This is a genomic window from Rhodococcus sp. NFXS4 (assembly GCF_058139645.1).
This window is the reverse complement of sequence record NZ_CP192221.1, coordinates 4,444,292-4,465,698: the sequence shown is the minus strand read 5'-3', so window position 1 is coordinate 4,465,698 and position 21,407 is coordinate 4,444,292. Positions and strand designations below refer to the sequence as shown.

Annotated in this window: 19 protein-coding genes; 16 read left to right on the top strand and 3 right to left on the bottom strand. The window is 69.2% G+C overall.

Annotation, left to right across the window (positions count from 1 at the left end; all coding sequences use genetic code 11):
* Positions 1–407: 407 nt before the first annotated feature.
* From J4E04_RS21115 to J4E04_RS21095, 5 genes are all read left to right on the top strand, one after another.
* The gene (locus J4E04_RS21115; protein ID WP_027506698.1) at positions 408–2,024 is read left to right on the top strand and encodes a peptide ABC transporter substrate-binding protein; all 1,617 of its coding nucleotides are present in this window, start codon (positions 408–410) and stop codon (positions 2,022–2,024) included.
* 86 nt (positions 2,025–2,110) lie between these two features.
* Positions 2,111–3,034: an ABC transporter permease gene (locus tag J4E04_RS21110; protein WP_027506699.1), complete on the top strand. Its 924-nt coding sequence runs from the start codon at positions 2,111–2,113 to the stop codon at positions 3,032–3,034.
* Between the two features lie 5 nt (positions 3,035–3,039).
* Complete coding sequence (locus J4E04_RS21105) at positions 3,040–3,966, top strand: ABC transporter permease (RefSeq protein WP_051613564.1); 927 nt, start codon at positions 3,040–3,042, stop codon at positions 3,964–3,966.
* Positions 3,967–3,971: 5 nt separating this feature from the next.
* Positions 3,972–5,660, top strand: a complete 1,689-nt coding sequence (locus J4E04_RS21100) for an ABC transporter ATP-binding protein (RefSeq protein WP_490149567.1) — start codon at positions 3,972–3,974, stop codon at positions 5,658–5,660.
* A 21-nt stretch (positions 5,661–5,681) separates the two neighbouring features.
* Positions 5,682–6,434: a hypothetical protein gene (locus tag J4E04_RS21095; RefSeq protein WP_056443385.1), complete on the top strand. Its 753-nt coding sequence runs from the start codon at positions 5,682–5,684 to the stop codon at positions 6,432–6,434.
* 376 nt (positions 6,435–6,810) lie between these two features.
* Here J4E04_RS21095 and J4E04_RS21090 read toward each other — a convergent pair whose 3' ends face one another.
* On the bottom strand, positions 6,811–7,626 hold the full coding sequence (locus J4E04_RS21090; protein WP_027506702.1) for an HAD-IB family hydrolase: 816 nt from the start codon (positions 7,624–7,626) through the stop codon (positions 6,811–6,813).
* 338 nt (positions 7,627–7,964) lie between these two features.
* Here J4E04_RS21090 and ssd point away from each other — a divergent pair, with 338 nt between their 5' ends.
* Genes ssd through J4E04_RS21055 form a run of 7 tightly spaced genes read left to right on the top strand, consistent with a single transcriptional unit; the run spans position 7,965 to position 12,476 of the window.
* Positions 7,965–9,023 (top strand): septum site-determining protein Ssd, encoded by a 1,059-nt coding sequence (ssd, locus tag J4E04_RS21085; protein ID WP_490149566.1) that lies wholly within the window; start codon positions 7,965–7,967, stop codon positions 9,021–9,023.
* Positions 9,020–10,201 carry a TadA family conjugal transfer-associated ATPase gene (locus J4E04_RS21080; RefSeq protein WP_222638938.1) on the top strand — a complete coding sequence of 394 codons (1,182 nt, stop codon included), beginning with the start codon at positions 9,020–9,022 and terminating at the stop codon, positions 10,199–10,201. Before ssd ends, J4E04_RS21080 begins: the two co-directional genes overlap by 4 nt.
* A complete protein-coding gene (locus tag J4E04_RS21075) occupies positions 10,201–10,974 on the top strand; it encodes a type II secretion system F family protein (protein WP_490150590.1) in 774 nt (257 codons plus the stop codon). The genes J4E04_RS21080 and J4E04_RS21075 overlap by 1 nt, the downstream gene beginning before the upstream one ends.
* Positions 10,971–11,540, top strand: coding sequence for a type II secretion system F family protein (locus J4E04_RS21070; RefSeq protein WP_027506706.1), 570 nt, complete (start codon positions 10,971–10,973; stop codon positions 11,538–11,540). Before J4E04_RS21075 ends, J4E04_RS21070 begins: the two co-directional genes overlap by 4 nt.
* A gap of 57 nt (positions 11,541–11,597) precedes the next feature.
* Positions 11,598–11,798: a DUF4244 domain-containing protein gene (locus J4E04_RS21065; protein ID WP_222633341.1), complete on the top strand. Its 201-nt coding sequence runs from the start codon at positions 11,598–11,600 to the stop codon at positions 11,796–11,798.
* 35 nt (positions 11,799–11,833) lie between these two features.
* Positions 11,834–12,139 carry a TadE family type IV pilus minor pilin gene (locus J4E04_RS21060; protein WP_285187117.1) on the top strand — a complete coding sequence of 102 codons (306 nt, stop codon included), beginning with the start codon at positions 11,834–11,836 and terminating at the stop codon, positions 12,137–12,139.
* Entirely contained in the window at positions 12,132–12,476 is a 345-nt protein-coding gene (locus tag J4E04_RS21055) for an Rv3654c family TadE-like protein (protein WP_222633342.1), read from the top strand. The genes J4E04_RS21060 and J4E04_RS21055 overlap by 8 nt, the downstream gene beginning before the upstream one ends.
* Before the next feature lie 151 nt (positions 12,477–12,627).
* Here J4E04_RS21055 and J4E04_RS21050 read toward each other — a convergent pair whose 3' ends face one another.
* A complete protein-coding gene (locus tag J4E04_RS21050; RefSeq protein ID WP_222633343.1) occupies positions 12,628–13,239 on the bottom strand; it encodes a DUF998 domain-containing protein in 612 nt (203 codons plus the stop codon).
* A gap of 113 nt (positions 13,240–13,352) precedes the next feature.
* On the opposite strand from J4E04_RS21050, the gene J4E04_RS21045 reads away from it, so the two are divergent.
* Positions 13,353–14,690, top strand: a complete 1,338-nt coding sequence (locus tag J4E04_RS21045) for a cytochrome P450 (protein WP_056443404.1) — start codon at positions 13,353–13,355, stop codon at positions 14,688–14,690.
* Here the strand turns inward: J4E04_RS21045 and J4E04_RS21040 are convergent.
* Entirely contained in the window at positions 14,687–16,981 is a 2,295-nt protein-coding gene (locus J4E04_RS21040; RefSeq protein WP_490150589.1) for a DEAD/DEAH box helicase, read from the bottom strand. The genes J4E04_RS21045 and J4E04_RS21040 overlap by 4 nt on opposite strands.
* 344 nt (positions 16,982–17,325) lie before the next feature.
* Here J4E04_RS21040 and J4E04_RS21035 point away from each other — a divergent pair, with 344 nt between their 5' ends.
* The 3 genes from J4E04_RS21035 to topA all read left to right on the top strand — a co-directional run bounded on the left by J4E04_RS21035 (position 17,326) and on the right by topA (position 21,361).
* A complete protein-coding gene (locus J4E04_RS21035) occupies positions 17,326–17,529 on the top strand; it encodes a cold-shock protein (protein WP_005248460.1) in 204 nt (67 codons plus the stop codon).
* 128 nt (positions 17,530–17,657) lie between these two features.
* On the top strand, positions 17,658–18,245 hold the full coding sequence (locus J4E04_RS21030) for a hypothetical protein (RefSeq protein WP_222638935.1): 588 nt from the start codon (positions 17,658–17,660) through the stop codon (positions 18,243–18,245).
* 167 nt (positions 18,246–18,412) lie between these two features.
* Positions 18,413–21,361, top strand: a complete 2,949-nt coding sequence (topA, locus tag J4E04_RS21025) for a type I DNA topoisomerase (RefSeq protein WP_222647573.1) — start codon at positions 18,413–18,415, stop codon at positions 21,359–21,361.
* Positions 21,362–21,407: the final 46 nt, after the last annotated feature.

Below are 21,407 nucleotides of genomic sequence, written 5' to 3'. Positions count from 1 at the left end.
AAAAGCTGGTGTGTCGGTTCGGTGTGTCGCGACTGTGAGGGTAGTCACGTGTGACCGGCGCCGCACCGTTGCAGAGGGCTGCGACCCGGGACGTGCGGCGAGAGGTGCGTTCTGCGCGACGGGCGGTGTGCAGCAGCGATGGATGGTGACGAGACACGAAAATCGCCTCTCATCAGGCTGTCTGACCGGTGAGGTCCAGTCCTGTCAGGTTACGTCCGTATTTCGGGGCGGACCCGGGTCGTTCCGATTTCGGGGGAGTGCACGACAGACCTTTGTGAGTGTGTCTAAAGTCAAGCAAATATCCGGGTCACGCCGGTCATCGCCCGTGGCCCACCCGACACCCGCGGACCACCCGCGGACGGTGCGTGCAGTCGACCCTGTTCGTGCCGGATTCGATGGAGGACATGTTGAGAGTCAAGAAGACGATCGCGGTGGTCTCGGTGGCCATCGCCGCCGTGGGCATGCTCGCGGCGTGTGGTGGCGGGGGTGGGTCCTCGAGCGCCGAGGGCACCTACAGCCTGTACATCGGCCAGCCCGAGAACCCGCTCGTTCCCGGTAACACCACCGAGAGTGAGGGCAACCAGGTCCTCAAGGCCCTGTTCACGCCGTTGGTGAACTACAACGACGAGAGCAGCGAGGTCGAGTACACCGGCGTCGCCGAGTCGGTCGAGTCCGACGACCAGCAGAACTGGACGATCAAGCTCAAGCCGGACTGGACGTTCCACGACGGCACGCCCGTCGACGCGAAGTCCTACGTCGATGCGTGGAACTACACCGCGCTGAGCACCAACGCCTTCGGTGCCTCGTACTTCTTCGAGAACGTCCAGGGCTACGACGATCTGCAGGCCGCCGAGGGCGCTGAGCCCACCGCGACCACGATGACCGGCCTCGAGGCCGTGGACGACACCACGATTCGCGTGGCTCTGAAGGAGCCCTTCGCGATCTACCCGGTGACCCTGGGCTACAGCGCGTTCTCGCCGCTGCCCGAGGCGTTCTTCACCGATCCCGACGCCTTCGGACGTCGCCCGATCGGCAACGGCCCGTTCAAGGCCGACGAGGACTTCGTCGAGGGACAGGGCATCACCCTGACCAAGTACGACGACTACAAGGGTGAGAACCCGGCACAGTCGCAGGGCGTGCAGTTCAAGGTCTACACGGAGCTGAGCACCGGCTACACCGACGTTCAGGCCGGCGGCCTCGACGTCATGCTGGATCTGCCGCCGGATGCCTGGGCGACCGCACGTGACCAGTTCGGTGACCGGTACGGCGAGCGCGCTCGCCCCGACATCACCTCGCTCGCGTTCCCGACCTACGACCCGCGTTTCTCGGATCCCCGTGTGCGTGAGGCGTTCTCGATGGCGATCGACCGTCAGGCCATCACCGAGGCCATCTTCACCAACACCCGCACGCCGGCCACCTCCTTCGGTTCGCCCGTCGTCGACGGCTACCGGGACGATGCCTGCGGCACCAAGTGCGAGCTGAACGCCGCTCAGGCCAACACGCTGCTCGACCAGGCCGGCTTCGACAGGTCGCAGCCGGTGGAGCTGTGGTTCAACGCCGGTGCGGCACACGACACCTGGATGACCGCCGTGGGCAACCAGCTGCGCACCAACCTCGGAGTCGACTACGTGCTCCGCGGCGATCTGCAGTTCGCGCAGTATCTTCCGCTGCAGGACGCACAGGGCATGACCGGTCCGTTCCGTTCGGGCTGGATCATGGACTACCCGTCGCTGTACAACTTCCTGTCGCCGGTCTACAGCTCGGCAGCACTGCCGCCGGCGGGTTCGAATGTCAGCTTCTACTCCAACCCGGAGTTCGACGCCGCCCTCTCGCAGGGCAACAACGCGGAGTCGATCGACGCCGCGACGACCGAGTACCAGCGGGCCGAGGACATCCTGTTCCGCGACCTGCCGGCCACTCCGCTCTTCTACGGTCTGAACCAGGCCGTGTGGAGCGAGCGGGTCGACAACGTCAAGATCGACCTGTTCGGTGACATTGAGGTCGCGGACGTCACGGTCAGCTGACCTCTCTCTCGACTCGGTGGGGCGCCGTGCAGACGCAGGGCGCCCCACCGACGCGTGAACCGTGAGACCCCGAAGAGGAGAACCCAGTGGGTCGCTTCATCACGCGCCGATTGCTGTTGACCATCCCGGTCCTGATCGGCGCCTCGTTCCTGATCTTCGCGATGGTGTACGCCCTTCCCGGTGATCCCATCCGCGCGCTCGCGGGCGATCGCCCGCTCGCCCCGGCCGTCGTCGCGCAGTTGCGTGCGCAGTACAACCTCGACGACCCGTTCCTGGTGCAGTACGTCAAGTACGTCGGCGGGCTCCTGCAGGGTGACTTCGGTACCGACTTCGCCGGGCGCCCGGTGCTCGACACCATCTCCCAGCGTCTTCCGGTGACGGTGCGGCTGACCATCGTGGCCATCGTCTTCGAGGCCGTCATCGGCATCGCGGCCGGTGTGCTCTCCGGTCTGCGCCGCAACTCCTTCTTCGACAACCTCGTGCTGGTGTCGACGACGCTGCTGGTGTCGGTTCCCGTGTTCGTCTTCGGCTTCGTCGCCCAGTACCTCTTCGGCTACAAGTTCGACCTGTTCCCCATCGCGGGTATCAACGATGGGTGGTACAGCTACCTGCTGCCCGGCCTGGTCCTGGCGTCGCTGTCCATGGCGTACGTCGCGCGTCTCACGCGGTCCGCGGTGTCGGAGGCCATGGCGGCGGACTACATCCGCACCGCCCGCGCCAAGGGCGTGGGGTACCGGCGCATCGTCCTGCGTCACGCACTGCGCAACAGCATGATTCCCGTCGTGACGTTCATCGGCGCGGACATCGGTGCGTTGCTGGGCGGCGCCATCGTCACCGAGTCGGTGTTCAACCTGCCGGGCCTCGGACGCGCGATCTTCGACGCCGTGCAGCGTCAGGAAGGCGCGGTGGTCGTCGGCATCGTCACGCTGATGGTCTTCTTCTACATCTTCTTCAACCTCGTCGTGGACGTGCTCTACGCGCTCCTCGATCCCCGAATTCGATACGAGTAGGCGCTATGACCAACGATGCACAGCATGTCGCCGCCGAGGGCGAGCCGGGCAACGTCGTGACCGGTGAGGCACAGGAGCTGGTCGGCCAGGCGAGCCTGTGGGGTAACGCGTGGAAGAAGCTGCGGCGCAGCGTTTTCTTCTGGTTCGGTGCCGTCATCACCGCGGTGCTAGTCCTGATGGCCGTGGTGCCCCAGCTGTTCGCTCGCGGGATCGATCCGCGCGCCTGCGACCTGTCGGACACCCGGCTCTCGCCGAGCTCCGAGCACTGGTTCGGAACGGACCTGCAGGGATGCGACTATTACGCCAACGTCATCTACGGCGCCCGCATCTCGCTGACCATCGGACTGCTCGCCGTCATCGGCGTGCTGATCATCGGCGTCCTGATCGGCGCGCTCGCCGGGTACTTCGGCGGCGTGCTCGACAGCCTGCTCGCCCGCTTCACCGACATCTTCTTCGGCATCCCGCTCCTGCTCGGCGCGTTGGTCCTGCTCACCGTCACCAGTGAGCGGACCGTCACCACGGTGGCGCTGGCTCTCATCGCCTTCGGGTGGATGACGGCCATGCGACTGGTCCGCTCGTCGGTCATCTCGATCAAGCAGAGCGAGTACGTGCAGGCCGCACAGGCACTGGGCGCGAGCACGTTCCGCATCCTGGTCCGCCACATCCTGCCCAACGCCCTCGCACCCGTGCTCGTGTACGCGACCATCGCCGTCGGCACGTTCATCGCGGCCGAGGCCACGCTGTCCTACCTGGGTATCGGGCTGCAGTTGCCGGCGATCTCGTGGGGCCTGCAGATCAACCTCGGCCAGAACTACATCTCCACCTCGCCGCACCTGGTGCTCTTCCCCGCAGGGTTCCTGTCGGTGACCGTGCTGGCCTTCATCCTCATGGGCGATGCGCTGCGAGATGCGCTCGACCCGAAACGGAGCTGACGGACATGAGTGACGACAAGACCGGCCCGATTCTCGGAGTCTCGGATCTGACGATCGACTTCGAAGTCGACAAGACGTGGCGTACAGCCGTACGGAACGTCTCGTTCGACCTCGCTCGCGGTGAAATCCTCGCCATCGTCGGCGAATCGGGCTCGGGTAAGTCCACCACCGCCATGGCGGTGCCCGGCCTGCTGGCCGACAACGCCCGCGTGAGTGGCAGCATCACGCTCAACGGTCGCGAACTGATCGGCCTGAAGGAACGTGAGCTGAACTCGGTGCGCGGCAAGGACATCGCCGTGATCTTCCAGGAGCCGATGACGGCTCTGAACCCCGTCTACACCATCGGGTGGCAGATCACCGAGGCCATCCGCGCGCACAGCGAGCTCAGCAAGGCGCAGGCCAAGGACCGTGTCATCGAGCTGCTGCGGCTCGTCGAGATGCCGGAGCCGGAGAAGCGCGTCAAGTACTACCCCCACCAGTTGTCCGGTGGCCAGCGCCAGCGCGCGATGATCGCCCAGGCGTTGGCATCCGAGCCGTCCGTGCTCATCGCGGACGAGCCGACCACGGCACTCGACGTGACCGTGCAGGCCGAGATACTGCAGCTCATGCGCGACCTCCGCGGTCGGGTCGACGCGGCGATCCTGCTCATCACCCACGACATGGGCGTGGTCGCCGACATGGCCGACCGCATCCTCGTCATGCGCGGTGGCGACATCGTCGAGCAGGGCACCTCCGGCGACATCTTCCATCGTCCCGATCACGCCTACACCCGCGAACTCCTGGCCTCCGTGCCCCACCTCGGTTCCCGGACCGGGCAGGCGGGCACCGACGACACCCCCGACGTGCGGTACGCGCTCGAACTCGTCGACGCCGTCATCGAGTACCCGGGTTCGCGTCGCTCGGGTGGCTTCCGCGCGGTCGACGGTGTCAGCCTCACCATCGAGCCGGGCGAGGTGGTCGGTCTGGTCGGTGAGTCCGGATCGGGCAAGTCGACCATCGGCAAGGCAGCCGTCGGCCTGCTCAAGCTGCATTCGGGGTCGTTGTCCATCGCCGGAACGGACATCACGTCGATGTCGACCCGCGACCTGCGTCCGGTGCGCAGCAAGGTCGGCATCGTGTTCCAGGATCCGGGTTCGTCGCTGAACCCGCGGTGGCCCATCGGCCAGTCGATCGGCGAGCCGATGCTGCTGCACACCGAGATGGACCGTGGTCAGCGCAACACCAAGATCGAGGAGTTGCTCGATCAGGTGCACCTGTCGCGGGACATGCGCAACCGCTACCCGCATCAGCTGTCGGGTGGTCAGCGCCAGCGTGTCGGCATCGCCCGCGCCCTGGCTCTCGAACCCACCCTCCTCGTCGCGGACGAGCCGACGTCCGCGCTCGACGTGTCCGTACAGGCCAAGGTGCTCGAGCTCTTCCAGGAGCTGCAGCGGGAGTACGGCTTCGCATGCCTGTTCATCAGCCACGACCTCGCCGTGGTCGAGGTGCTGGCTCGCCGCATCGCGGTCATGAGTGCGGGCAAGCTGGTGGAGTTCGATCGGACCGACACCATCCTGCGCTCGCCGGCCGACCCGTACACGAAGCGGCTGCTCGCCGCGGTGCCCGTTCCGGACCCGGAGCAGCAGGCCGTCCGGCGCCGCGAGCGTGCCGAGTTGATGGCTGCCGAGCGGAACGCCGGATCCGCCGCGACGTAGGACCACCGATAGCCTGACCGGATGACCAGCTCAGCCACAGATCCCCTCGGCCCGATCCTGGAGCTCGAGGGGGTGCGCGACGCCGCCGAGCGGGCGCGGAACGCGTTGGGCGAGGTGCACCGACACAAGGCCAACCGGCGCGGATGGAAGGCGACGGCAGCCGAGGCGGCGGTCCGGGCCGCGCGGGCCTCCGCCGCGATGGAGGGTTCCTCCACGGCGATGCCCGAGGACGGTGAGGCCGCTCCGCCCCTGCTCGCCGGCGCGCTGCGGGTGGCCCAGGCTCTCGACGGCGACTCCCTGCCGATCATGGTGGGCGTCTGGCAGCGGGCGCCGCTGCAGGCACTCGCGCGGCTGCACCTCCTGGCCGCCGCGGACCTGGCGACGACACAGGACGATCTCGGACGACCCCGTGCGGACGCAGCCGACCGCCTGGCGTTCCTGGCGGATCTCGTGACCGGCGCCACGAAGGCGCCCGCCCCGGTGCTGGCCGCCGTGGTGCACGGAGAACTGTTGGCGCTGAAGCCGTTCGGCACGGCCGACGGCATCGTGGCCCGGGCGGCCTCGCGGCTGGTGGCCGTGTCCACGGGCTTCGACCCCCACAATCTCGGTGTCCCGGAGATCAGTTGGGCGAAGCGGCTCGCCGCGTACCGCACCGGCGCCGACGGTTTCGCCCGCGGCACCGAGCAGGGCGTGGGGAGCTGGGTGCTGTTGTGCTGCGGCACCTTCGAGGCCGGAGCAGCCGAGGCGACCACCATCGCGGACAACTCTGTCTGACGCATGAAACGGGCGACGCTGCCGAGTTCTCACCTCGACGACGTCGCCCGTCAGCACGAACGTCGGTTACCAGGCGTGCAGAGTGGGTTGCGGCGGAGCGGACTCCGCGAGGCCTCGGCGAGAAATCGTGCGCCCGGGACTCGTGTCCGCAACCAGTGCGAAGTTCTCATCCCTGATGCGCGACTTTCGCAGGCCCACAACGCTTGTGCCATCATAGCGGCGCGCTACGCGTGGGTACTGATCGGTCGTGCTGGGGAAAGCCCGGCTGGGAGAGCGATCCTTCTCTTCCGGCCCGCTCTTGGCCTTCCGTCTTCCCGTACGACCATTTGTACTCTGTGACTCGCGCCACAGCAAGGGTTTCGCGAACCCGATCGATTCAGCGTCGCCGACGCAGCAGCGTGTACGTCGCGGCGCCCGCGGCCAGGGCGCCGAACGAGACGGCGGCCATGCCGGCCACCGTGCCCGACGACGGGGCCTGGAACCGGGCACGCAGCGAGACCGGGTCGGAGAACGTGAGGATCGGCCATCCCCTGGCCGACGCCTCGCGGCGCAGGCCTCGATCCGGGTTCACCGCGGTGGGATGTCCGACCGCGTCGAGCATCGGCAGATCGGTGATCGAGTCCGAGTAGGCGTAGGACCGAGACAGGTCGTATCCCTCGCGCTCGGCCAACTCCTCCATGGCGGTGACCTTGCCGGGCCCGTAGCAGTAGAACGAGAGCTCGCCCGTGTACTTGCCGTCCTCGACGGCCATCCGGGTACCCATGTCGTGGTCCACGCCCAGAGCCTCCGCGATGGGCGCCACGACCTCCTCGCCGGAGGCCGAGACGATGACGACGTCGTGGCCGCGCAGCTTGTGGTCGGCGATGAGGTCGGCAGCCTCGGCGAAGACCAGCGGATCGACGATGTCGTGCAACGTCTCGGCGACGATGGCTCGGACCTGCTCGACGTCCCAGCCGGTACACATGTTGGCGATGTGGATGCGCATCCGTTCCATCTGGTCGTGATCCGCGCCCGACACCAGGAACAGGAACTGCGCGTAGCTGCTCTTGAGCACGCTCCGGCGGTTGATGAGACCCCCGTCGAAGAAGGGCTTGCTGAAGGCCAGCGTCGAGGACTTGGCGATGATCGTCTTGTCCAGATCGAAGAACGCGGCGACGCGGCCGGGGGCGTCCGGGCGGAGGGGTGTGCTCACCCCGTCAGCCTAAGGGTGCCCGGAGGTGGATCGCGGGTCACGGTGTCTCCACCTGCTTCGACGGCGCCACGGACCGACGGTCGTCCGTGTCGGTGCGGGTGGTCGGCGGTGTAAGATTTCGACTACCCGGTCTCGAACCGGGCGTGTTCAGCCCGACCCCCCGGGGCTGAACTCCGACGACCCCCGCCTCCTCCCCCCCTGGCGGGGGTCGTCCCCTACTTCCGGTGCGGTAGCACCTTCTCCGCGCTGGTGCAGGCGCCGTCCCCGGGTACCGAGTTGTCCACAGGTTCGGCTCGTCGCCCTGGCGGACCGACCGCGGACGCCGCACGATCGACGGCGTGACCGACCTCGATTCAGCACTCCTGGTGATCGTGCCCGACGCCGCACTCTCCGATCGCGTCCGGCGCATCGCCGCCGCCGCGGGTCGGGAGTCGTCGCACCTCGGCGCGCTGCCGGACCGCGCGCTGTGGCAGTCCTCGGACATCGTCGTGCTGGGAACGGCAGCTGCCGAACGAGCAGTGCGGGAACACCTTCCGAGGCATTCCGGTGTCGTCGTCGTGACCGACGGACCGGCGGACGTCGAGGCCTGGCAGAGCGCGTCGCGGCTCGGCACCTCCCGTGTGCTCGCGCTGCCGGCGCAGGAGGCCGATCTCATGGGGTTGCTGTCCGCGGCCGCACGCGTCCCCGTCGGTGGCGGTGTGGTCGTGACGGTGGTGGGCGGTTGCGGCGGCGCCGGTGCGTCCGTGTTCGCCGCGGCATCGGCCGTCGTCGCGTCCCGGTCCGGGCGCACCGTGTTGATGGACGGAGACGCGGCGGGCGGCGGGATGGACCTCGTCACGGGACTCGACGGCACACCGGGCCTGCGCTGGCCGGAACTGGTGATCGACGGCGGAACCGTCACGGCCGACGCACTGCATCACGCGCTGCCCGGGCGCGGCGATCTGGCGGTGCTCTCGACCCGGCGCGAGCAGACGAACACCATCACGGCAGCGGCCTGGCGCGCCGTCGTCGACGCCGGAGTCACGGCGGGCGAGGTCGTCGTGTGCGACGTACCGCGCGCAGGCCCCATTCACGAGATGTCCGTGCAGGCGGCAGATCTGGTGGTCGTGCTGGTCCCGGCGACGGTGCGGTCGGCCGTGGCGGCGCAGTGTCTCGCCCGGTCGATCACCTCGACATCGGCCAACGTGGGAGTGGTGGTCCGCGGTCCCGCGCCGTCCGGACTGACGGCCGCGGAGGTGGCCGACGTGGTGGGTCTTCCCCTGCTCGCCTCCGTGCGCCCCGAGCGTCGACTCGCCGCGATGCTCGACGGGCGTGGACTGGTCCTCGGCCGCCGATCTCCCCTGGCGCGAGCTGCCGGCGACGTCCTGGCGCTGCTCACCTCGGCGCCCACGACATGACGGGATGGGTGTCGACGGATCTGCTCGATCGCGTCCGGGTGCGCCTCGTCGACGCCGACCGGGATCCGACGCCCGCCCTCATCGCGGAGGCGCTCCGGGCCGAGGCGGGCGGCGTGCTCGGTGACGCGGATCTGCTGCGCGCACTGCATCTCCTGGACACCGAGTTCCGCGGTGCCGGCGTGCTCGACGCCGTCCTGCGCGAGCCCGGCGTGACCGACGTGTTGGTCACCGGACCCGACGACGTGTGGGTGGACCGGGGACAGGGTCTGCGGCGAGCCGGCGTCGGGTTCGGGGACGAGGCCGCCGTGCGCCGCCTCGCCCAGCGGCTGGCGCTGTCGGCCGGGCGGCGGCTCGACGATGCGCAGCCGTGGGTGGACGGTCGTCTGCCCGGAATCGATCCCGGGTCGTTCGGAGTGCGACTGCACGCCGTTCTCGCGCCGGTGGCGCAGGGCGGGACGTGCCTGTCGCTCCGCGTGCTCCGTCCCGCGACGCAGGGTCTGGCAGCGCTCGCCGCGACCGGCGCGTTCGCCGAGGGCGCCGAAGGTCTGTTGCGCCGCATCGTGTCCGGACGCCTGGCCTTCCTCGTGGTCGGTGGCACAGGAACCGGCAAGACGACATTGCTGGCGGCACTCCTCGGCGAGGTGGACGCGGCCGAGCGCATCATCTGTGTCGAGGATGCCGCCGAACTGGCGCCCTCGCACCCCCACGTGGTGCGGCTCGTCGCCCGGCCCGCGAATGTGGAGGGAGTGGGCCAGGTGGGAGTGCGCGATCTGGTGCGTCAGGCCCTGCGCATGCGTCCCGATCGCATCGTGGTGGGCGAGGTCCGCGGTGCCGAGGTCGTCGACCTGCTCACCGCGCTCAACACCGGACACGACGGCGGTGCGGGCACCGTGCACGCCAACTCGCCCGACGAGGTACCCGCACGACTCGAAGCGCTGGCGGCCCTCGGTGGGATGGACCGGGCGGCGTTGCACAGCCAGTTCGCCGCCGCGGTGCAGGTGGTGCTGCACACCGCCCGCACGCCGAGCGGGCAGCGTGTGCTGTCGTCCATCGGCGTGCTCGAACGGGACGACCGCGGGCTGTGCACCGTGGTCGACGCCTGGTCGCGAACGCGGGCACGAGGTCCAGGACTCGACGCTCTCACCGCGATCCTGCGTCGGCGGGAGGGGTCCGCGTGATGCTCGCGGCGGTCGGTCTCGCGGCGGCTCTGCTGGTGCTGCCCTGCACGGACGCGCGCCGGCGCCTCGGACCGGTGCGCCGACGCTGGCTCGTGTCCGTGCGAGTGCCGGCGCCTGCCTGGATACCCGTGGCGGCAGGTGCGGCAGCGCTGGGCCTCGGTGTCGCGGTGGGTGCCGCGGTGGCCGTCGTGCTGGGAACGGTCGCCCTGCGGCGCACCCGAGGCGCTGTGCGGTTGGACCGTCGCCGCGCGGGGGACACACTGGCGGCGGCGCTCGAGACGATGGTGGCCGAACTCCGCGTGGGAGCCCACCCGGCCACGGCCTGCCGCACCGCTGCACGCGAGCACCCCGGGCCGGTCGGCACCGTCTTCGCCGCGGCCGCGGCCCGTGCGGAACTGGGCGGCACGATGTCGGATGCCGTGCGTGTCGGCGGACACGGGCCGGCGTGGGATCGGGTGGGTGCCGTGTGGCGCGTGGCCGAGGTGCACGGGCTGGGTCTCGCGGCACTGCTCGACGCGGTGCGCTCCGATCTGCGCGATCGCGGACGCTCGGCCCGGCGCATCGAGGCGTCCATGGCCGGCCCGCGCGCCACGGCGATGGTCCTCGCCGCGCTGCCCGCCGTCGGCGTCCTGCTCGGCCAGGCCATGGGCGCAGCGCCCCTCGCGGTTCTCACCGGAGGCGGCGCCGGCGGCATCATGCTGGTCGTCGGAGTGGCCCTCGCCTGCGCCGGGCTGCTCTGGACCGACGCCATCGTCGCGAAGGTGGCACCGTGACGATCACTCTCGTGCTCCTCGCCGCCGCGGTGCTCGCGCTCCCGCCCGCCGTCGGTGTGCGCGCCCGGCTCCGGGTGCCGGGCGCGAACGGTTCCGCATCGGTGGGGGTGGCGCCGACGGACCACCACGCCACCGCGGGCGCGTTGGACCTGCTGTCCGCCTGTCTCCGTGGGGGACTCGACATCGGCAGCGCATCCTCGGCGGTGTCCTCCGTCGCGCCCGAACCCATGGCGTCGGCACTGCGCCGCGCCGCCCAGTTGCTCACTCTCGGAGCGGATCCCGATGCGGCCTGGTCGGCGCTGGCGGCGCATCCCGACACCGAGTCGGTGGCACGCGTCATCCTCCGCTCGGCGCGGTCGGGAACCTCGATGGCCGACGCGACCGCCGAGGCGGCAGCCGATCTGCGCGTGCGGGCCGACGATGCTGCCGCTGCCGCGGGCGAACGCGCCGGAGTGATGGTGAGCGGACCGCTGGGGCTGTGCTTCCTGCCCGCGTTCGTCTGCCTCGGCATCGTGCCCGTGGTGATCGGGCTTGCCGGGTCCGTCCTGAACGGCGGGGTGATGTGACCCCCGCCCGAGAACGCCGAGGGGGAACGTCCTCCTCGGAACACGAAGGGGGAGAACATGAGCAAGTTCCTGACCGAGGTGGGCGCGCGCATCCTGACGGTGGCGCGGGAGGACGACGGGATGTCGACGGCCGAGTACGCCATCGGCACCATCGCGGCGGCGGCGTTCGGTGCCGTGCTCTACACGGTGGTGACGGGCGACAGCATCGTGACCGCGTTGACGTCCATCATCGACAAGGCTCTGCAGACGCAGGTCTGACGGGGGACTCGGGTCTCACGGGCGACAGCGGGGCGGTGACGGTCGAGGCGGCGCTGGCGATCTCGTCGATCGTTGCCGTCCTGGTGTTGTGCCTCGGTGCGCTGGTCACCGTCACCGAGCACATCCGGTGCATCGACGCGGCGCGGGAGGGTGCCCGGCTCTCGGCGCTCGGAGACGAGAGCGCGGTGACGTCGGCGACGGCGGTGGCCCCGCCCGGTGCGCGGGTGACGGTGTCGCGCGTCGGCGATCTGGTGACGGTGCGGGTGGAGGCGTCGTCGCCGCTGCCCGGGTTGACGGTGTCGGCGAGTGCGGTGGCGACGGCGGAGCCGACGGGTGGATGACCGCGGTTCGGCGACTGTGCTGGGAGCGTTCGTCACGGCGGCGCTGGTGGTGGTGACCGCGGCGGTGGTCTCGGTGGGTGCCGCCGTCTCGGCCCGTCATCAGGCGCAGTCGGCGGCGGACCTCGCTGCGCTGGCGGGTGCCGCCGCACTGACGTCGGGGTCCGAGGCGGGGTGCGCGGCGGCGACGGCGTCGGCTGCCCGGATGGATGCGGTGCTGGACGGATGCGCGGTGGAGGAGTGGGACGTGCAGGTCCGGGTGCGGGTGCGGATCGCGCTGCTGCGCTTCGGGGAGAGGGATGCGGTGGCCTCTGCGCGGGCGGGGCCGGTGAAGGAGTGAACCAGCACCTCGGTATGTCGGTCAGCGCGACTCGGCGAGCCTGCGTACTTCCGGTGCGACGGGGCGGCCGGTCTTCACACTGGCGGCCACGGCGGCTCGTGCAGCAGCCCGCCTCACAGAGACACGCAACTGGTGTCCCGGTGATCGTGGACTATCGACCCCGGATTCCGGGGCCTGGATTCCAGGATCGCGCCAGCAGGAGCACGCCCATGCCGATGGTCCACACGTTCAGGGTGTCGAGGGCGAGCCGCTCGGTGACACCCGAGCCCAGTCCCCATTTCCCGGGGCTGAGGAAGGCGATGCCGCCCACCACGGCGATCGCACTGCAGGCGTAGGTGAATCGCGAGGCGACTCGACCGACGGATCGCGCGACACACAGCATTCCGGCGAGCTGCAGGCCGAAGTGCACCTGCGCCGCGACGGTGTGGGGGACCGGTGCGACGTCCATCGGGAGGAACCCGACGGCGCACGTCGCGAGACCGGAGAGCGCCACGAGGATCCACCCCGTCCGGGCGATGCCCACCGAGGGACGTACCAGGAGCGCCGCGCCCGCTGCGGTGGCGCCGCCCACGGCCACGAACGTCGCGTTCATGACGACGTGATCGGGCGAGCAGTAGTCGGTGCACGTCGCCGCACCGAGGGCGCTGATGACGTCGTCACGCCAGCTGTACGGGGTGGTCCAGGAACGCGAGACGATCACCTGCATCGGCCAGTAGAGGACTGTGGCGATCCACAAGGAGGCGACGCTCCGACGCAGGGTCATGACACGACGGTAGACACCGGCGTCGTGACCGGCGCATCATGAGGTGAGTCACACGTGTGACGTGCGGTAACGCGCAACCGGGTTATCGCAGGCCGAGCATCGGGGGAATCGGAATGTCGAGAGTGGCGGACGTCAAGGACGAGGCACGATCGCGGCTGCGGTGGTTCGCGGTGCACGGAGTGGTGCGCTTCTTCGCCAAACGCGGCATCAAGATCGGTGACCCGCAGGCCAAGCTCATCGCCGATCCGGTGACTCGCGCGAACCCCGGTGTCGTCTACCAGGAGATTCGCGACCGGGGAAAGATCGTCAAGGGCCGCGTCGCCTACCTCACCGTCGACCACGGGCTGATCTTCGACCTCCTGCGCTCGGACGACTACCGCACCGTCGTCGTGGGCGGCAATCTCCCGAAGCCGCTGCGGGCGATCGAGCGTCGCACCCGAACCGCCGCTCTGCACCCGCTGGCGCCGCCGTCGCTGCTGTCGGTCGAGCCGCCCTCGCACACCCGCTACCGCAAGCTGGTGTCGTCGGTGTTCACCGCGCGCGCCGTCAACGCGATGCGCGACAACGTGCAGCTGGTGGCCGACACGCTTCTCGACGAACTCGTGGCCGCGGGCGGCGGCACGGTCGACATCGTGTCGTCGTACTGCGCCAAGCTTCCGGTCGCCGTCATCGGTGACATCCTCGGCGTGCCGGAGGCGGACCGCGACAAGGTGCTCGAGTTCGGCGAACTCGCGGCGCCCAGTCTCGACGTCGGTCTGACGTGGTCGCAGTTCCGCGAGGTCGAGCAGGGCCTCGAGGGCTTCGACCGGTGGCTCGCCACCCACATCGCGGGATTGCGCGACAACCCGGGCGACGATCTGATGAGTCAGCTCATCGCGGCGTCCGAGGACGGGGTGTACCTGAACGATCGGGAACTCCGCGCCACCGCGGGTCTGGTGTTGGCGGCAGGGTTCGAGACGACGGTCAACCTGCTCGGCAGCGGCATCAATCTGCTGATGAACAACCCCGACCAGCTCGCGCGACTGCAGGACGATCCGTCGCTGTGGGGAACGGCCGTCGACGAGATGCTGCGGCTCGAGTCGCCGGTGCAGATGACGGCCCGCGTCGCGAAGGGTTCCGTCACCCTCGAAGGCATGGACCTCGAGGCCGGCGATCTGGTGGTGTGCGTCCTCGCGGCCGGTAATCGGGACCCGCAGGTCTTCGACGACGCCGACACTTTCGACGTCGGTCGGTCCAACGCCAACAAGCACCTGTCGTTCTCGGGTGGGCGCCACTACTGCCTCGGCGCCGCACTCGCGCGCGCGGAGAGCGAGGTGGGACTGCGCACGCTGTTCGACCGCTTCCCGCATCTGTCGTCCGCCGGCACCGGCGTCAAGCGGGACACCCGTGTGCTGCACGGGTTCCGCACGCTACCGGTGGCGCTCGGCGAACCGGCCACCGTGTCTGCCTAACCCTCCAGACAGGCGAGGACGGCGTCGAGCACGCGCACGGCGCCGTCCTTGTCCAACGGATCGTTTCCGTTGCCGCACTTGGGTGACTGCACGCAGGACGGGCACCCCGAGACACACTCGCACGACGCGATGGCCTCGCGGGTCGCGGAGAGCCAGGTGCCGATGACGGCGTGGCCGCGGTCGGCGAATCCGGCGCCACCGTCGTACCCGTCGTAGACGAAGACCGTCGGCAGACCGGTGTCGGCGTGCAGTGCCGTCGACACGCCGCCGATGTCCCATCGGTCGCATGTCGCGACGAGGGGCAGCAGACCGATGGCCGCGTGCTCCGCCGCGTGGAGCGACCCGGGGACACGTTCGGCGGTCACGCCGGCGGACTCGAGCAACTCCGGCGTGATCGTGTACATGACTGCGCGCGTGTGGAGTTCCTGCATCGGCATGTCGAGTTCCACGGAGTCGAGGATCTCTCCGGACGGCAGTCTGCGGAGGTATCCGACCACCTGGTGGCTCACCTGGACCTGCACCAGCGCGACGTCGACCTCCCCGTACGACTGCTGTTCGTGCACGTCCTCGATCACGATGTCGGTGATCTCGCGCGCCGAGGTGGTCCACTCGGGCTCCTCGGGGTGCACCACCGCGAGGCCTTCCTCGAAGTCGAGCGTGTCCACGACGAACGACTCGCCCTGATGGATGTGGACAGCGCCGGGGTGGGTCGTCGAGGGCGCGCGGCCGGCGTCGACGGTGCCGAGCATGCGTCCGGTGGAGCCGTCGACGATCGCGATCTGCGACCCGATACCGCCCCGGATGTCCACCGCCACATGGGGGGTCGCGTCCGCGGTGATGTACCACCCGTGCGGCCGACGGCGGAGCAGACCCCGGTCCGCGAGGGACTGCGCGACGTCCTGAGCGCCGAGCTCGATCACCTCGTCGTCGGTCAGCGGGAGTTCCATGGCCGCGCAGAGCAGCTGTGGCCCCAGCACGTAGGGGTTGGTGGGATCGGTGACCGTCGCCTCGATGGGCTTGTCCAACAACGCGGCCGGATGGTGCACGAGGTACGTGTCGAGCGGGTCGTCCCGGCCCACCAGGATCACCAGCGATCCCTGGCCGCGGCGACCGGAGCGGCCGGCCTGCTGCCAGAACGACGCGACCGTCCCCGGGAAGCCGGCGACGACGACGGCGTCGAGCCCCGCGATGTCGACGCCGAGCTCGAGTGCGTTGGTGGTGGCCACGCCGAGCAGGGTGCCGTCGGACAGCGACCGCTCTAGTTCGCGGCGGTCGTCGGCGAGGTATCCGGCCCGGTATGCCGCGATGCGCTGCGGCAGATCGGGATCGACGTCCGCGAGCAGCCGCGCGGTACCCAGTGCCGTCAGCTCCGCGCCGCGTCGGGAACGGACGAACGTCAGTGTTCGGGCGCCCTCGACGACGAGGTCGGCCATGATGCGTGCGGCCTCGGAACCGGCGGCGCGCCGGATCGGCGCCCCGTTCTCACCCGTGACGTCCAGAAGCGGTGGCTCCCACAGGGCGACGGTCCGGGGACCGTGGGGAGATCCGTCCTCGGTGATCTCCTCGCACGGTGCACCGACCAGGCGACTGGCAGCAGCCCCGGGATTCGACGCGGTGGCGCTGGCGAGAACGACGACGGGCGCGGCGCCGTAGCGCGCGGCGATGCGCCGGAGTCGTCGCAGGATCAGGGCGACGTTGGAGCCGAACACCCCTCGATACGAATGACATTCGTCAACGACGACGTACGCCAGGTTGCGGAAGAAGTGCGCCCACCGCTGATGGCCCTTGAGCAGCGAGATGTGCAGCATGTCGGGGTTGGTGAAGATCCACCGTGAATTCGCCCGGGCCCACTGGCGCACCTCGAGGGGTGTGTCGCCATCGTACGCACTCGGTGCGATGTCCGGGAAGCCCCGCGCGGCGAGCGAGTCCGTCATGTCCACTGCAGCCCGAAGCTGGTCTGCCCCCAGCGCCTTGGTGGGCGCGAGGTAGAGCGCGGTGGCACGCGCGTCGGTCGACAGACGGGACAGCACGGGCATCCGGTACGCCAGCGACTTGCCCGACGCCGTGCCCGTCGAGACCACCACGTTGCGGCCCGACCACGCGAGCGACGCGGCCTCTGCCTGGTGGGTCCACGGCTGCGGGATCCCGCAGTCCTGGAAGACCTCGACGACCGCGGGCTCGAGCCACTGCGGCCATGCGGCGTACCGGGACTCACGTCCCGGCAGCTCCGCCGCATGGGTCAGCGGAGACTCTCCCGGCGGCGTTCCCGCCAGCGCTCGTCCGAGCAGCATTCCGCCGAACGAGGAGGCCGGTGCGTCGGTCGTCGTGCTCACTGTCTCTCACTCCCTCGGTGCTCGTGTCGATCGTAGAAGAACGGGCGGACAGAGCCCGCGAGGATATTTACGAAGTTGTTGTCTCGTCGACTGTCGCGCCGCCGTCCGACGTGGTTCACTGTTCTCGGTCGCAGCTTCTGTGTTCGTTTTCACGCTCGCAGGATCTAATGTTGCGAGCGCGGTGCGTGAAGCTCTGCCCACGGGGTGACTCTTGGGGGGGATCATCACAGCGGTCGGAACCGGCCCGATGGACTGTAAGTGCCGTTCATCGCATCCGGTGTTCAAGAAAAGGATAGACAAGCATGGCACAGGGAACTGTGAAGTGGTTCAACGCCGAAAAGGGCTTCGGCTTCATCGCACCCGAGGACGGCTCCGCTGACGTCTTCGTCCACTACTCCGAGATCCAGGGCAGCGGCTTCCGCACCCTCGAGGAGAACCAGCGCGTGGAGTTCGAGGTCGGACAGGGCACCAAGGGCCCCCAGGCCACGGGCGTCCGCGCCGTCTGATCTCGATCGGACAGTCTCTACCGACACGTCCCCCGTCGCCTTCCGAGGTGGCGGGGGACGTCTCGTTTCCGTGACACTGCGTCGCGGACACCACGCCGGCGGGGCGTTCGTGGCTTACTGTCGCGATCGTGAGCCAGTTGTCCTTCTTCTCCGCCGAGTCGACGCCGCCCGACGCGGCCGACCTCGCCGGGCTGCTGGCTGCGCAGGGTCAGCCCGTGATCGTGTCCGGGCGCACGCGCATCTCCGTCGTCGTCGACGCCACCTGGCGTGCCCACGCGGTGGCCGACCTGATCGAGTCGTGCGGCTTCGACGCCGAGATCACGACGACCGACGAGGGACGGCCACTGGTCCGGACCGAGCCGGTGCCCGAGCTGGCGTCGCTCGCCGCGGAGTGGGTCCGGGGAGCGGTGAAGGCGGTGCCCGGGGGTTGGGTGCCCGGACCGCGCGCCCTGCGGGCCTGGGTGGTCGCGGCGGGACGGCAGGAGGCAGGCGGCGCCCGGTTCGTCCTCGGACTCGATCCGCACGCCCCCGACACGCATCCGGTGCTCGCCCAGTCGTTGATGCGCGCCGGTGTGGCGCCGACTCTGGTGGGAACCCACGGAGGGACGCCGGCACTCCGGATCACCGGTCGACGTCGGGTGACCAGGCTCATCGAGAACATCGGCGAGCCGCCACCGGGCGCTCTCGCCGCGGGCGGGTGGCCCGTCCTCGTGTAGAGGAAGAGGGGGACTCGGACGGAGGTCACCGATGGTCGATGGGCCGCGGTGTCACATACGAGTTGCACGTGTGTGTCACTCTGTAGTGTGTCGGCTTCGAACGGTTCGGGGTATCGACGCAGGTGAACGGGTTCCCTCTCGCGGGGACCAGGAAGGTTCGGCAGCAGGTGGCAGCAGGAGACAGCACGGGGAACTCGTCGTCCGGCGCGTCCGGGCTTCGGCGTCTCGTGATCGTCGAGTCACCCACCAAGGCCAAGAAGATCGCGCCCTATCTGGGCAAGAACTACGTGGTCGAGGCCTCGGTCGGGCACATCCGAGATCTCCCGCGTGGTGCTGCAGACGTTCCGGCCAAGTACAAGGGCGAGTCCTGGGCTCGTCTCGGTGTCGACGTGGACCACGACTTCGAGGCTCTCTACGTCGTCAGCCCGGAGAAGAAGGGCAAGGTCGCCGAGCTCAAGAGCCTGCTCAAGGACGCCGACGAGCTCTACCTCGCCACCGACCCCGACCGCGAGGGCGAGGCCATCGCGTGGCATCTCCTCGAGACGCTCAAGCCGAAGATTCCGGTTCGACGGATGGTCTTCCACGAGATCACCGAGCCGGCCATCCTCGCCGCCGCCGCCGACACCCGCGAACTGGACACCGACCTCGTCGACGCCCAGGAGACGCGCCGCATCCTCGACCGCCTGTACGGCTACGAGGTCTCGCCGGTGCTGTGGAAGAAGGTCATGCCGAAGCTGTCGGCGGGCCGCGTCCAGTCGGTGGCCACACGTGTCATCGTGCAGCGCGAACGTGAGCGCATGGCGTTCCGATCGGCCGAGTACTGGGACATCTCGGCGCAGCTCGACGCCGGCGCCGAGGCGACGCCGCGGGCGTTCGGTGCGCGCCTGGTCAACGTCGACGGCTCTCGTGTCGCGTCGGGACGCGACTTCGGTGCCGACGGCAAACTCAAGTCCGAGGGCGTCACCGTTCTCGACGAGGCGCGCGCACGCCGGTTGTCCGAGGCTCTGGACGGTGTCGATCTGACCGTCGCGTCGGTCGAGTCCAAGCCGTACACGCGTCGTCCGTACCCCCCGTTCATGACCTCGACCCTGCAGCAGGAGGCCGGGCGCAAGCTCCGTATGTCCTCCGAGCGCACCATGCGTATCGCGCAGCGGTTGTACGAGAACGGCTACATCACCTACATGCGTACCGACTCGACGAACCTGTCGGCGTCAGCGATCGATGCCGCACGTCGCCAGGCCACCGAGTTGTACGGCCCGGAGTACGTGCACGACACTCCGCGGCAGTACACCCGCAAGGTCAAGAACGCCCAGGAGGCGCACGAGGCCATCCGCCCCGCCGGTGATTCCTTCGCGACACCGGGCCAACTGCACAGCTCGCTGGACACCGACGAGTTCCGCCTCTACGAACTCATCTGGCAGCGCACGGTCGCATCCCAGATGGCGGATGCGCGCGGAACCACTCTGTCGCTGCGCATCTCGGGCACCGCGGGTACCGGTGAGGAGTGCACCTTCGCCGCGTCGGGACGCACCATCACGTTCGCCGGCTTCCTCAAGGCTTACGTCGAGAGTGTCGACGACCAGGCCGGGGGACAGTCCGACGACGCCGAGTCCCGGTTGCCGGTTCTCGAGCAGGGACAGGCGGTCACGGCCACCGGTCTCGATCCCGACGGTCACACCACCAACCCGCCGGCCCGCTTCACCGAGGCGTCGCTCATCAAGACGCTCGAGGAACTCGGCATCGGTCGCCCGTCGACGTACTCGTCGATCATCAAGACCATCCTCGACCGCGGATACGTCTACAAGCGCGGCAGCGCCCTGGTGCCGTCGTGGGTGGCGTTCTCCGTGATCGCGTTGCTGGAGGCGCACTTCGGCAGGTTGGTCGACTTCGACTTCACCGCAGGCATGGAGGACGACCTCGACGCCATCGCCGGTGGCCGCGAACGACGTGGAGACTGGTTGTCCGCCTTCTACTTCGGCGGTGAGAACGGCACGGAGGGGTCGGTCGCACGGTCCGGCGGACTGAAGAAGATGGTCGGCCAGAACCTCGAGGACATCGACGCTCGCGTCATCAACTCGATCCACCTGTTCGACGACTCCGAAGGTCGCGACGTACACGTCCGCGTCGGTCGCTACGGCCCGTACCTCGAACGGATGGTGCAGAACCCGGACGATCCCGACGGGGATCCGATCTCGCAGCGCGCCAACCTGCCCGACGACCTTCCGCCGGACGAGCTGACGCTCGAGTTCGCCGAGAAGCTGTTCGCGACTCCGCAGGAGGGTCGCAAGCTCGGTGTCGACCCGCTGTCGGGTCACGAGATCGTCGCCAAGGAAGGACGATTCGGGCCGTACGTCACCGAGGTCATCCCCGAGGAGCCCGAGCCCACCCCGGACATCGTTCCGGTGGAACAGCATTCGTCCGATGGGGGCGGCGGCACCGCCGTGGCCACCAAGGCGGCGAAGAAGGCTCCCGCCAAGAAGGCCGCCAAGAAAGCGACCGCACCGAAGCCGCGAACGGGTTCGTTGCTCAAGTCGATGGATCTCGCGACGGTCACGTTGGACGACGCGCTGAAGCTGCTGTCGTTGCCGCGCGTGGTGGGCGTCGATCCCGAGAGCAAGGAAGAGATCACGGCGCAGAACGGGCGCTACGGTCCCTACCTCAAGAAGGGCACCGACTCCCGCTCGCTGGCCACCGAGGACCAGATCTTCACCGTCTCCCTCGAGGAGGCTCTGAAGATCTACTCCGAGCCCAAGCGTCGCGGACGTCAGGGTGCGGCCACGCCGCCGCTGCGCGAACTCGGTGTGGACACTGTCAGTGGTCAGCCGATGGTGATCAAGGACGGCCGCTTCGGTCCGTACGTCACCGACGGTGAGGCCAACGCCAGCCTGCGCAAGGGCGACGAGGTGGGCACCATCACCGACGAGCGGGCCATGGAACTCCTCGCGGATCGTCGCGCTCGCGGGCCCGTGAAGAAGAAGGCCACCAAGAAGGCGCCGGCGAAGAAGGCTCCCGCCAAGAAGGCGGCAGCGAAGAAGACGCCGGCCAAGAAGGCTCCCGCGAAGAAGGCGGCCGCCAAGAAGACCGCTGCGAAGAAGACGCCGCCCGCCGAGTCCTGAGGACCGCACCTGTCCGCGATTGCCCCTAGCGTTCTCCTCACACACG